This is a genomic window from Corallococcus macrosporus DSM 14697, assembly GCF_002305895.1.
Classification (GTDB): Bacteria; Myxococcota; Myxococcia; order Myxococcales; family Myxococcaceae; genus Myxococcus; species Myxococcus macrosporus.
The window spans coordinates 6323817-6336629 of sequence record NZ_CP022203.1 but is presented as its reverse complement, the minus strand read 5'-3'; the positions used below and the strand labels follow the sequence as shown (position 1 = coordinate 6336629).

The 12813-nt window shown below is 70.6% G+C and carries 9 protein-coding genes; 5 read left to right on the top strand and 4 right to left on the bottom strand.

The genetic code is table 11. The features are described 5' to 3' along the window. Positions 1-93: 93 nt before the first annotated feature. On the top strand, positions 94-864 hold the full coding sequence (locus MYMAC_RS25290; RefSeq protein WP_095959953.1) for a metallophosphoesterase family protein: 771 nt from the start codon (positions 94-96) through the stop codon (positions 862-864). Continuing rightward, on the top strand, positions 864-1460 hold the full coding sequence (locus MYMAC_RS25285; RefSeq protein ID WP_095959952.1) for a hypothetical protein: 597 nt from the start codon (positions 864-866) through the stop codon (positions 1458-1460). The genes MYMAC_RS25290 and MYMAC_RS25285 overlap by 1 nt, the downstream gene beginning before the upstream one ends. Positions 1461-1509: 49 nt before the next feature. Here the strand turns inward: MYMAC_RS25285 and MYMAC_RS25280 are convergent, their stop codons facing one another. After that, the gene (locus MYMAC_RS25280) at positions 1510-3405 is read right to left on the bottom strand and encodes a sulfatase-like hydrolase/transferase (protein WP_338026039.1); all 1896 of its coding nucleotides are present in this window, start codon (positions 3403-3405) and stop codon (positions 1510-1512) included. Between the two features lie 104 nt (positions 3406-3509). Between MYMAC_RS25280 and MYMAC_RS25275 the strand changes: the two genes are divergently transcribed. Next, positions 3510-4421 (top strand): LysR family transcriptional regulator, encoded by a 912-nt coding sequence (locus MYMAC_RS25275; RefSeq protein ID WP_420810014.1) that lies wholly within the window; start codon positions 3510-3512, stop codon positions 4419-4421. Between the two features lie 100 nt (positions 4422-4521). Then, positions 4522-6096: an aromatic amino acid hydroxylase gene (locus MYMAC_RS25270; protein ID WP_095959949.1), complete on the top strand. Its 1575-nt coding sequence runs from the start codon at positions 4522-4524 to the stop codon at positions 6094-6096. Between the two features lie 274 nt (positions 6097-6370). On the opposite strand, the gene mrpC is transcribed toward MYMAC_RS25270, so the two are convergent. From mrpC to MYMAC_RS25255, 3 genes are all read right to left on the bottom strand, one after another. Beyond that, on the bottom strand, positions 6371-7117 hold the full coding sequence (mrpC, locus tag MYMAC_RS25265; protein ID WP_002634092.1) for a Crp/Fnr family transcriptional regulator MrpC: 747 nt from the start codon (positions 7115-7117) through the stop codon (positions 6371-6373). A 273-nt stretch (positions 7118-7390) separates the two neighbouring features. Further along, positions 7391-8854, bottom strand: coding sequence for a sigma-54-dependent transcriptional regulator (locus MYMAC_RS25260; protein WP_095959948.1), 1464 nt, complete (start codon positions 8852-8854; stop codon positions 7391-7393). A gap of 7 nt (positions 8855-8861) precedes the next feature. Continuing rightward, positions 8862-9836, bottom strand: coding sequence for a sensor histidine kinase (locus MYMAC_RS25255; protein WP_414114906.1), 975 nt, complete (start codon positions 9834-9836; stop codon positions 8862-8864). Between the two features lie 77 nt (positions 9837-9913). Between MYMAC_RS25255 and MYMAC_RS25250 the strand changes: the two genes are divergently transcribed. Beyond that, on the top strand, positions 9914-12754 hold the full coding sequence (locus MYMAC_RS25250; protein ID WP_239989005.1) for a fused MFS/spermidine synthase: 2841 nt from the start codon (positions 9914-9916) through the stop codon (positions 12752-12754). Positions 12755-12813 lie beyond the last annotated feature (59 nt).

The following is a 12813-nucleotide window of genomic DNA, read 5'->3' as shown; positions in this document are numbered from 1 at the left end:
CGTGTGAGAATGGCTGTTCTCCCTCGTCGCGTGCTCCGGAATCAGGTGCCGCATCCCGTGGCGGCATCGTGAGGTCGACGTTAGCTTGCCGCCGTGCGCGTCTGGGTCACATTGCTACTGGTGTGCGCGGGCTGTGGCGCCTTCGAGTTCCACCCCTATGAGCTTCGCGGTCCCCACCGGGACTTGCATGCACGCTCACTCGAGCGGCTGTCCGCGGCGGAGCCGAAGCCCGCCTTCCGCTTCGCGGTGGTGGGCGACATGCAGCTCTTCCTGGATGACTCCGCGGCGGCGATGCGGGACCTGGAGGAGCGCGGCGTCGACTTCTTGATTCAGATGGGCGACCTGACGGAGTTCGGCAGCACCCAGGAGTACGACTGGGGCGTCGAGCTGCTGTCCCGCCTGAAGGTCCCGTTCTTCGTCGTCATGGGCAACCATGACGCGCTGGGCAAGGGACAGAAGCTCTACCGGCGCACCTTCGGACCGGAGTCCTTCTCCTTCACCTATTCGGGCACCCGCTTCGTCTTCTTCGACTCCAACTCCCGCGAGTACGGCTTCCCGGGCGACATCCCGGACCTGACGTGGCTGAAGACGGCGCTCACACCAGAGCCCCTGGTGCAGAACACCTTCACCTTCTCCCACGTGCCGCCTGGGAATGGAGACTTCGATGACTCGCTCGTCGAGCCCCTGGTGAAGCTCCAGGAGCAGAAGGGCGTCAGCATCTCCTTCCACGGCCACGTTCACCGGTTCCACGACGTCTTCGCGCACGGCGTCCGGTACGTCACCACGGATTCGATGAAGGGCCGCAGCTACGTCGTCGTGGACGTCGACGGCACCTCGGTCCGGGTGCAGAGGGCCTCCTTCTGATGGCCGGGCACGGGCGTCTCAAGGCCTCGCTGCTGGCGGCGCTGCTCCTGGCCGCGAGGCAGTCGCGGGCGGAAGCCGCGCGTGAGGGCTCGCCCTGGTACGTGCCGGACCATGCGGCGATGCAGCTCGCGGGCGCCATCGGCTTCCTCTCCGCGGGGCCGGGGTGGAGCTTTCGCGACGACACCGTGGAGGCCGCGTTCCTGCTGGGCTGGGCGCCTCCCGCGCTGGCGGGAGAGGACTTCCTCACCTTCACCATGAAGGGGCAGTGGCGGCCATTCCGCCTGGACGCGGCGGGGTGGACCGTCCGCCCGCTCACCGTGGGCGCGATGCTCAGCTACACCGTGGGCGACGACTACTTCGCGGGGCTGCCCAGTCGCTACGACCGGGGCTACTACTGGTTCCGCACCGCCCTGCGGCCCGCGCTCCTCCTGGGCGCCAGCGCCGGGCGGCCGGTGGAGGCGCTGAACCTGCGGCTCGTGGAGGGGTACTTCGAGCTGGTCGCCACCGACTACCGCCTGGTGCAGTTCGTCCGGAACCCCGCCACGGTGAACGTGGAGCTCTTCACGCTGGCCCTCGGGGTGAAGCTCCGGTTCTGACGGAGCGGCGCGTGCGAGCGCCGCCCCCGGGCCCCGCGGCGGAGGGCCGTCAGGGCAGGTCCGTGGCGGTGGCTGTCTCAGGCAGCGCCGTGTCCGAGCTGCCGCGCAGCCGGCGCAGGATGCGCGGTGCTTCGGCGGCGAGGCGCTCCTTTCCATCCGGCAGGGGACGGTCGTGCAGGTCGGTGACGAGGGTGCCGGGCCGTCCCGCGCCGAAGTGGACCTTCAGCTCCTGGCCGATGAGCGCGTAGCGCGCCTCCCAGCCCACGGTGGTGAGGAGGTAGCGCCGCGGGTCCGGCCGCGTCATCGGGAGCCCGTCGCCCAGCACCGCGGGGCTGTGGGTGTCTCCCAGCAGGTCGAAGAGGGTGGACACCACGTCGATGTGCCCGGTGACGGCGTCGACCTGTCCCACGGGGAGCTGCTCGTCGAACATCACCATGGGCACGTGGAGCTGGGAGGCCGTGACGTCGCTGGCGTGGCCCACGCGGCCGTGCTCGCGGAACTCCTCGCCATGGTCGCCGGTGAAGAGAATCAGCGGGCGCTTGCCGCGCAGGGCCTCGATGCGCGTCAGCAGCGCGTCCACCTTGGTGTCCACCTCGTAGGCGGCGTTCCACGCCCGGGCCTTGATGTGCTCCGGGGGCACGCGCGCCGTGGAGAGGCCACCCTTGCCATTCCACGCGGGCGCGAAGACCTCGGAGCGCGGCGGGTAGTCGTAGTCGAAGTGCGTGCCGGCGAAGAACACGAACAGGAACAGGGGCGTTTCCGGGGGCGTCGCCTCCACGACGGCCAGCGCGTCGCGGACCATGGCGGCGTCCCGCAGGTGGCTGCGGCCCGTGTAGTCCGTGCGCAGGCCTCCCTTCACGTCACGGAAGACGGTGTCCTTGAGCCCCATCCAGTCGACGGAGGACGCGGCGAGGAAGGACTGCTGGTAGCCGTTGTGGGCCAGCGCGGGGAAGAGGAGCGGCGCGCGGCCCGCGCCCACCACGGCGTCGCGGCGCTGGGCCTCCAGCCCGAAGAACATGCTGAACAGCGAGTAGTCCGTGGAGCTGGCCGCGCTGTGGTGGCGTAGGAAGCGCGTGCCGCGCTGTGCCCGGCGCCACATGTGGGGCATCACGTCCGGGGTGAAGAAGTCATCCCGCAGGCTCTCCACCAGGACGACGACGATGTCGGGCCGGCGGGTGAAGCGCACCGAGCCAGGGTCGATGCTCGCGGCGGGCACGCCGGCCTCGGGGCTCACGCCCAGTCGCAGGCCGGACGCGGGCGCCTTGCCGGTGACGCGCGAGAGGAAGGTGTTCATCCGCACCGGCGCCTGGAGGGGCAGTGTGGTCGTCGCGTGCTGCACGGCGCCGCCATGGGCGAACACGAGGGACGCGCTGACCAGCCGCTCGGCGGTGCAGAGGGCCGTGAGCATCACCACCGTGCGCGCCACCCGGCGAGGCCCGAAGCCCCGGCGCAGGAACCAGATGCCCGCCGCCGCGTCCAGGGTGAGCGTGGTCACCATGGCCGCGGCCAGCAGCGCCATCTCCGAGGAGGACAGGCCCGTCTCCGCCAGCGCGTGCGGCTGGAGCGCCACCGCCAGCACGAGGCCGTTGATGTGGAAGCCCAGCGAATCGAGCACCAGCGCGTCCAACCCGAGCAGCACGCCCCCCACCGCCGTCAGGATGGGGAGCGCGAAGCGGTAGCGGTGACCGAGCAGGAACGCCAGGGGCAGGGTGCCGACGAAGGCCACCAACCCCAGGAACAGGGCCTGGGCGAAGCTCCCCGCCAGCAGCAGCGGCCGCAGGCCAGGCGCCAGCCGCTCCACGGCCACGCGCAGCGCGCCTCCGAAGTACATCAGCGCCACCAGCCCGTGGAGCACGCACCACGTCAGCGCCGTGCTCAGGTAGGGCCGGGCGGCTTCGAAGCGCCGCGATGCCATGGCGGCCATGGTGGACGCGACCTCGGACATTCGAGACATTGGAGGCCGCAGATATTCCGGAGAGCGGAAGTTCGCAAGCATCAATGAAGTGGGACGGCGCCTCCCGCTGATGGCTGCGTGCAAGGATGCTCCTCATGCCTCCGCGCAAGCTCGTCCGGCACCTCGTCTGGTTGGAGTCCTTCGCCGCCGCCGTGGAGGCGGGGAGCATCGAGGCCGCCGCCGAGCACCTGGGCGTGGCGCGCTCGGTGGTGAGCGAGCACGTCCGTGCCCTGGAACTGGCGCTGGCGGACGGCGCGCCGCTGCTGGAGCGAGGCCCCGGCCGCCGGCTGCAGCTCACCGCCCGGGGCGAGCGGCTCTTCGCCGGCACGCAGACGCCGTTGCACCAGCTCGACATGAAGCGGCTGCGTGACCTGGCCAGCGCGGAGCCGGTGGTGCGGCTGGGGCTCAACCCCACGCTGTCGTTGTCCCTGGTGGGCGCGGTGGCGCGGGACGCCGCCGCCGCGGACCTCAAGCTGGTGCTCAGCTTCGGAGGGCCGCACGAGCTGACGCGCCAGGTGCAGACGCGGCAGCTCGACCTGGCGCTGGACTTCACGCCCTTGCCCACGCATGACGGCGTGGAGTCGGAGTCCCTGCTGCGCATGCCCTTCGTGGTGCTCGCCGGGCCGGACAACGCGCTCGCGCGGCAGGCCGCGTCCCGCAAGTCGCTGCGCGTGAAGGACCTGGAAGGGCAGCGCTTCGTGGACTGGCTGCGGGATGACCCCTACGGCGGCGCCAACAGCGCGCGCTTCGCCGCTCACGGCGTCACGGTGGACGAGGTGGGGCGCGCGGAGAGCTTCCTGCTCCTCTACGAGCTGCTGCGCGCGTTCCGCGCCTGCTCCATCACCCCGGACCTGCGCCCCATGCACCCGTTTCCACCCGACCTCCACGCATGGCCGCTCATGGAAGAGGAGCCCCAGGCCGTGGAGGTGGTGGCCTTGTGGCCCTCCGGCGCCCTGAGCCCCGGCGCCCGCCTCGTCTTGGACGGCCTTCGCCGCCAGTCAGGCTAGTTCGACGCAAAAACGACGAAGCCGTCGATTTATGCCGGATTTCCGTTCGACCAAAGAAGGGATATCTTCAAAGAGTAGAAGATTCCGCCTGAGGTGAACGATGACGACTCCCACGGAACGGACGATTGCTCGCCTGCCTGCCCATCTGCGTCGCTACGTGGTGAGCCAGGACTACGCGGCGTATACGTCGCGGGACCAGGCCGTCTGGCGGAACATCCTGGGCTCGCTCCGGGGCCACCTGACGGACAAGGCGCACCCCGTCTACCTGGAGGGCCTGGAGGCGACGGGCATCGGCTCGGAGTGCATCCCCAGCCTGGACGAGATGAACGAGAAGCTCGCCCGCCTGGGGTGGGCCTGTGTCGGGGTGCGTGGCTTCATCCCACCCGCCGTCTTCACGGAGCTCCAGGCGATGGGCGTCCTGGCGATTGCCGCGGACATCCGGACCCACGAGCACATCGAGTACACGCCGGCGCCGGACATCGTCCATGAGAGCGCCGGGCACGCGCCCATCATCGCGAACCGCCGGTATGCGGAGTACCTGAAGGCGTGCGGGCTGGTGGGGTTCAAGGCCATTGCCAGCGTGGAGGACCAGGCCGTCTTCGAGGCCATCCGCAACCTGTCGGTGGTGAAGGAGGACCCGGACGCCAGCGAGGCGGAGGTGGCGCACGCGCAGGCGCGGCTGGAGGCCGCCAGCGCGAGCCGCCGCTACGTCAGCGAGAGCACCCGGGCCAGCCGCCTCTACTGGTGGACGGCGGAGTACGGCCTCATCGGGAGCCTGGAGGCGCCGCGCATCTACGGCGCGGGGCTGCTGTCCAGCATCGGCGAGGCGCAGCACTGCCTGACGCCCGCGGTGAAGAAGCTGCCGCTGGGCGTGGCCTGCGCGGACATGGACTACGACATCACCCGCATGCAGCCGCAGCTCTTCGTGGCGCGGGACTTCGAGCACCTGTTCGAGGTGCTGGCTGAGTTCGAGGCCACGCTGTCGTGGAAGCGCGGCGGCGACTTCGGCCTGACGGAGGCGCTGCGCGCGCGGACCGTCAACCACCTGGTGCTGGCGGACGGCCGCGAGGTGACGGGCCAGGTGCTGGAGATGCTGGCCGCGCCGCGCGAGGTGGCGCCGGGGCTGGGCACCGCGCTGGTGCGCATGGAGGGGCCCATCATGGCCTCGCGCGGCGGCCGCTCCCTGGACGCCAAGCCGTGGAACGGCCCGGCGCTGGTGGCGTTCGGCGCGGGGAAGCTGCCGGAGCGGGGTCCCTTCAAGCTGTCGCTGGAGAGTGGGCTGGAGCTGGAGGGCTTCGCCACGGACGGCGGCCAGGTGCTGGCGCTGCGCGGCCGGCTGGCGGGGCGCGAGCTGGCGCTGCCGGCGGTGGCGAAGCTCTTCGTCAGCACGCACCTGCCCTCGGTGGCGGGGGGGCCGGCGGATCCGGAGACCTGGGACCGCTGGTACGGTGAGCTGAGCGCCTTCGCGGAGGGGGACGGCGAGGAGAAGGCCCGCTCGCGCAAGGCCCTGGCGCTGCACCCGGCGCTGGCCGCGCTCTACCGCGAGGTCCGGAAGATGCGCGAGACGCACACCGTGAAGCCGGAGCGGCTGAGCCAGATTGCCGCGGCGGCCTCGGACTTCCCGGACGACTGGCTGCTGCGCGCCGAGGTCGAGGAGCTGCGGCGCCGCGTCTGACGGCCTTGAAGCAGCTCGCAGGATGCCGCGAGCGCCCCCGGCGAGCGCTCCAGCGCGTGGAGCGACACAGCGTGAGCGACACGGCCTGGAGCGGGCTCCGCTGCGGCGAGCGCTTCTCCGTTGGCGTGGCTCGGCAGGCGCGGCGCGGGCGATGCGCCTCGAAGCGGGCGCTGCCGTTCGCGCCGTCCTCCACAAACGCCACGGGCCCGGCCACGCGGCAAGCGCATGGTCAGGCCCGTTGAGCATCACGTCCCGCGCGAGGCGGGCGCGTGGATTACTTCTCCTTGCCGGCGATCTTCCGCAGGGCCTTCTGGTCCCTCACGCAGAGGATGCGGCCGACGTTGCCGAGCACGCCCTCGCGCTTCATCTCGTTGATGAGCGTGGACACGAAGGAGCGGGAGGCGCCCACCAGGTCCGCGAGGTCCTGCTGGGTGATGCCGCGCAGGTCCGTCTCGCCGCCGTGCGGGCAGCGCTCGCCGTGCGCCTCCACCAGGGTGAGCAGGGTGTCCGCCAGGCGGGCCGGAACCTCCTTGAACGTCAGGCCCAGCACGCGCTTGCGCAGGGCACGCACGCGCTCGGCGTAAGCGCGGACCACGTCCACCGCCAGGGCCGGGCGGGCCTCCAACTGGGCGCGGAAGTCGCGGCCCTCGATGCTCCAGACCTCGGCCTCACCGGCGGCGATGGCCATCTCCTCAATCGGCGTGCCCTCGGGGCGGAACAGCTCGCCGAAGAGGTCGCCCGGGCGGAGGATGGAGACCACGGAGCGGGTGCTGTTCTTGCCAATGCGCATCAGGCGCACGCGGCCGGACTTCAGCAGGTAGACGCGGTCGGTGTTGTCACCGGGGCGGTAGATGGTCGAGTTGTGCGGGAAGGACTCGACCTTGAAGTAGCCCTTGAAGTCGATGGCCTCCTGGCCGGGCACCAGCTTGTTGGCGGTGACCATCATCCCGGAGCTGGTCGTCTGCAGCGGCGCCACGACGTTGGAACCGATGGGGCCGAGGGGGCGGTTGAATCCGTGCATGGCATTACTCCTGGGAAGAAAGCGTGGGGAAGTCGGGCCGTCTGCTTCAGCGGCGAACGGGACTTCCCTTCTCCAAGGTTCGTGCCAGCGGGAATTGAAATGCCGCTCGGACAACACCTCCTGAAATGCCGGGTACTTAGCGCTACAGGCCCGCACCAGCCCCCGTTCTGTGTCCAAAACCTGAAACAGAACGTTCAAACAGTCTGATCAATTTGAACGAAACGTTCAAATCAGGGCCTTGAGTGTCGGAGCAGTGACACTGTCCAGGAGTGCTCAGGACGCATCCTTCACGGGGAAGGTGTGCACTTGAGGGCTCTGGCCCTGTGCAAGACCGTACTTCTGGAGCTTGCGCTCCAGGGTGGGGCGGCTGATTCCAAGGATCTGGCAGGTGCGACCCTTGTGCCCCTTCGTGACGGTCATCGCACGGGCGATGAGCTGCCGCTCGGCCTCTTCCAAAGTGGGAATCAGGCTGGCGTCATCCTCGGCGGGGGCGGCGAACATGGCGCTGGCCGCGTGGGCGGCGGTGCCCCGGCCCGGCTCGGGCGAGGGGAGGGGGGACTCCAGGGCGGGCAAATCGTCCCCGCGCAGGACGTCACCGGGGGCCAGGACGACGGCGCGGGTGAGCACGTTCTCCAGCTCGCGCACGTTGCCGCGCCAGGGCAGCCGGGTGAGGCGCTCCATGACCTCGCCGGGCACGCGGGTGACGCGCTTGTGGACCTTCTCGTTGATGCGCTCGAGCAGGTGCTTCACCAGCGGCGGGATGTCCTCGCGCCGCTCGCGCAGCGGGGGAATCTGCAGGGTGATGACCTTGAGGCGCTGGTAGAGGTCCTCGCGGAAGCGGCCGGCCTCCACCTCCTCCGCCAGGTTCCGGTGGGTGGCGGCGATGACGCGGGCGCGCAGCTTGATGCGCTTGACGCCGCCCACGCGCTCGAACTCGCGCTCCTGGAGCACGCGCAGCAGCTTGGCCTGGAGCATCAGCGACATGTCGCCAATCTCGTCCAGGAAGACGGTGCCGTCCTCGGCCAGCTCGAACTTGCCAGGCTTGCCCGCGGTGGCGCCGGTGAAGGCGCCCTTCTCGTGACCGAACAGCTCGCTCTCCAGCAGCGTGTCCACGATGGCGGAGCAGTTGATGCCGATGAAGGGCCGGGGCTCGTCGTAGGAGTAGTTGTGGATGACGCGGGCGATGAGCTCCTTGCCGGTGCCGCTCTCGCCCGTAATCAGCACGGTGGCGTGGCTGCCGGTGACCTTCCCGATCTCCTTCACCAACTGCTGCATCAGCGGGCTGGTGCCCACGATGTCGCCCAGGCGCGCGGCGGCGTTCTCCCGGTGGACCTCGTCCGCGCGGCGCGAGAGCTGGCGGTACTCCAGCGCGCGCTCCACCACCAGGTCCAGGGCGGCCGGGTCCGGGAAGGGCTTGTGGATGTAGTCGAAGGCCCCGGCCTTCATGGCCCGGATGGTGGTCTCCATGTCGTGGTACGCGGTGACCAGGATGATGCGCGCGTCCCCGCACAGCCCCTTCATCTCCTCGATGATTTCCAGGCCCGTGCGGTCCGGGAGCATCATGTCGAGGATGACCACGCTGGGCATGGCCTCCTGGGCGGCGCGCAGGCCGGCCGCGGCGCTGGTGGCGGTGGCCACCTGGTAGCGGGGCTGGCCGTCGTGCTCTATCTCCTCGAAGTGCATCTTCAGCGTTTCGAGGAGCGAGACGTCGTCGTCGACGATGAGAAGGGTCTCCATGGCGCTCTCAGGTGGCGAACGTCAACGTCAGCACCACGCCCGGCTCGGTGCCGCCCCGGGCGGCCACGTCTCCCCCCACGCCCATCATCACCCGGCGCAGGGCGGCCAGGGACAGGCCGGCGCCGCGCGCCAGCCGTGAGCCGAAGGGCTCGAAGAGCGAGCCGTTCTCCTCCGGGGGCAGGGCGGCGGCGGGGTCGTGGAGCACCATCATCACCTGGCCGGGGCCGGCCCGCCGCAGGGCCACCTCCACGGGGCTGCCCTCCGCCTGGCCCATGGCGACGTTGAGCAGCACCTGGGCCAGCACGGGCCGCAGCCGGGTGGGGTCCACCCGGACGCGGGGCAGCTCGGGCTCCTCGTCCACGCGGACCTCCACGCGCCGCTCGGCCAGCTCGGGGGCCACCATCTCCGTGGCCTCCTGCACCACGCCTCGCAGCGGGTGGGCGTCCATCTTCGGGGTGGTGTCGCGGCCGTACTCGGACAGGAGCCAGAGCATGCGCTCCATGGTGCGAATCTCCCGGTTGGCGATGGTGAGCCGCCGCTTGTCCCGGTCATTGAGGCCGGTGTTCCGGGCCAGCGTCTGCACCGCCATCTTCACCGAGGAGAGGGGGTTGCGGATCTCGTGGCTGAGCGAGGAGGACAGCCGGGAGATCTGCACCGGCGGGGCGCCGTCCAGCATGGCGTTGAGGTCCAGCACGGTGGCGCTGGCCTCGCCGGCGTCCAGGCCCAGGGACAGGCGCAGGGGTTGGGCGTCCTCGCCGCCGAGGTTGGCGGAGATGAACTCCACCGCGCGGCGGTCCTCGCGGGCGCGGGCGTCCAGCTCACGGGCGCGCTGGGGTGAGACGCCGAGGACCTGGTGGAGCGGCTGTTCCAGCAGGGCGCCGGCGGGGCGGCGCAGGACGCTGGCGAGGTCGCCTTCGGCGCGTGTCACCCGCAGGCTCGGAGTCCAGGCGAGCATCGCGGCTTGCAGGAGATGGGTGTTCATTTGATGGGCCTGAAACATACCGACTAAGGTTCCGCGCTGTCCCCATGTCATCTCCGGCGCGTTTTCCTAAGAACCTTGTGGCCTGCCTCCTCTTCCTGTCCGGGGGCACTGCGCTCGTCTACGAACTCGTCTGGTCCAAGTACCTCGGGAATGTCCTGGGGAACAGCGGGCAGGCCCACGCCGTGGTGCTCGCGACGTTCATGGGCGGTCAGGCGTTGGGGGCTTTTGTCTTCGGCCGGACAGCCGACCGGGCAAAGAACCCCCTGGCCCTTTACGGTTTGATGGAGCTGGGCGTGGGCCTGTACGCGCTGGCCTTCCCCTATGTGCTCGACGTGCTGGGGGCGCTGTGGCTGGGCGTGGCCCCGTCGGTGCCGGACGGCTGGCGGCTGGGGCCCCGGCTGCTGGTGTCCGCCACGTCGCTGCTGATTCCCACGCTGCTGATGGGCGGCACGTTGCCGGCGCTGGTGCGGCACTTCGCCTCCAGCCTGTCCGGGGTGCGCTACGAGCTGGCGCGCCTCTACGCCGTCAACAGCCTGGGCGCGGCGGTGGGCGTGTTCATCGCCGGCACGAAGCTGGTGCCCGCCATCGGCCTGTCGTCGTCCGCCGGGCTGGCCGCGGGGCTCAACATCCTGCTGGCGCTGGCGGCCCTGGGGCTGGCCCGGCGCTTCCCGCCCGCGCTGACGCCGGGACAGACGCCTCCCGCCGAAGCCGAGGACGCGGAGGTGTCCTATCCGCGCGTGGCCGTGCGGGCGGCGCTCATCGGCGTGCTGCTGTCGGGCTTCACGTCCATGCTGTACCAGGTGACGTGGATCCGCCTGCTGTCCATCGTCCTGGGCGCGTCCACCTACGCCTTCACGCTCATCCTCACCGCGTTCATCATGGGCATTGGCCTGGGCAGCTTCTGGCTGATGACGCGCAAGGGGCAGGTGGACTCGCTGCGCCTGTTCGGCCGGCTCCAGGTCGCGCTGGTGGCCAGCATCTGCGTGGCGCTGCCGCTGTACGTCCGGCTGCCGCACCTGTTCCGCAAGGCGCAGTGGATGATGACGCGCTCGGTGGACACCTGGCCGCTGTTCCAGATGCTGACCTTCGGCTTCTGCTGCCTGGTGCTGCTGGTGCCCACCTTCTTCATGGGCGCGGCCTTCCCGGCGGCGGCGCGCGTGGCCACGGCCAAGGTGTCCGAGGTGGGGCGCCAGCTTGGCGGCGTCTACCTGTGGAACACGGTGGGGACGATTACGGGGTCGGCGCTGGGCGTGCTGGTGTTGATGCCGTGGTGGGGCATGGAGGGCAACTTCATCGCGGGCGTGGTGGCCAACCTGGTTGGCGCGGGGCTGGCCTTCCACGCGGCGCCGGGCCGTCCCGCGCGGCCGGCGCGCGCGCTGTGGCCGGTGGCCGCCACCGCGGGGCTGGCGCTGGTGGTGCTGGGGGGGATGAGCGGCTGGGCGGTGCGCCTGTCGAGCATCGCCTCCATCCGCTCCCACCAGAAGCCGCCGGAGAGCTACGCGAAGCTGGTGGAGGAGACGGAGGCCCTCATCCGCCCCATCTTCTACCAGGACGACACCTTCGCCACGGTGATGGTGGCGGACGCGCCGTCGGAGCACCTGCGCTTCATGAAGCTCAACGGGAAGATTGACGCGTCCAACGGCGGGGACGCGGAGACGCAGGTCGTGGCCGGACACCTGGGCGCGCTCCTGCATCCGCGCGAGCCCAAGACGGTGCTGCTGGTGGGCGCCGGCGCGGCGATTACCGCGGGCAGCGTGCTGGCGCACCCCGTGGAGCACCTGGACATGGTGGAGATCGCGCCCGCCGTCATCGACGCGGCGCGCCTGTTCAAGGCGGACAACCGCAACGCGGTGGACGACCCGCGCACCCATGTGCACGTGGATGACGCCAAGACGTTCATGGCGCTGTCGCCGCGCAAGTACGACCTGGTGGTGAGCGTGCCCTCCAACCCGTGGGTGGCGGGCGTGTCCGGCCTCTTCACGCGGGACTTCTTCCAGACGGTGGACCGGCACCTGGCGGACGACGGCGTGCTGGTGCAGTGGATCCACACCTATGAGAGCAACGAGGACCTCCTCAAGCTGGTGGTCCGCACCCTGCGCGACACCTTCCCCCACGCCACCACGTGGCTGGGGCCGCAGGACCTGGTGCTGGTGGCCAGCCGCAAGCCCCTGGCCTTCGACGCCGCGCGCCTGACCGAGCGCATGGCCCACCCGGAGGTGCGGAAGGACCTGGCCCGCGTGGGCATCAACGACGTGTTCGCGCTGCTGTCCAAGCAGGTTCACAGCGAGGCGGGGCAGCTCGAGTTCGCGGGGCAGGGGCCCATCAACACGGACGACCACAACCTGCTGGAGTACGCGTCACCCATCGCCTTCTTCGTGTCCAACCTGGACGTGCGCGTGAAGGACGAGCGGCGCTCGCCGGAGGGGGCGGACCGCCTGTTCCTGCACGACTACGTCCAGCAGCACCCGCCCACGGCCGAGCAGGCCGCCGGGCTGTACCGGAACATCGAGCGCTACCACGCGCCCAACGACCCGATGGTGCGCGGCGCGGCCGCCCAATGGCGGCGGCTGGCGCCCGACAGCCCCGAGTCCGCCCTGGCCCTGGGGAAGGCGGCGCTGGCCCAGCAGGACTTGACGCTGGCGGCCTCGCTGCTGGAGCCCGAGGTGGCGCGGGGCGGGCGCGGGCCGGAGCTGGTGACGGCGTACCTGAAGCTGGTGACGGCGCAAATCTGGGCGTCGCGGACGCTCTGGACGCCAGTCGGTGTCCCGGGGGAGCTGGTGGCGATGGGGCGAGAGGTCGCGGCCCGGCATCCCGACGACGAGCACCTGGCCCGGGCCCTGCGCTCGCTCTGCGAGGCACTGCCGGGTTCGGCGTGTAACGGCGCCACTGCCCCTGTCGCCGCCCCCGCCGGCCCCTGAAATGGGGCTCGTGGATCACAAAACGGGGTCAACCTGTTGGAATTGCAGGGAATTCCATC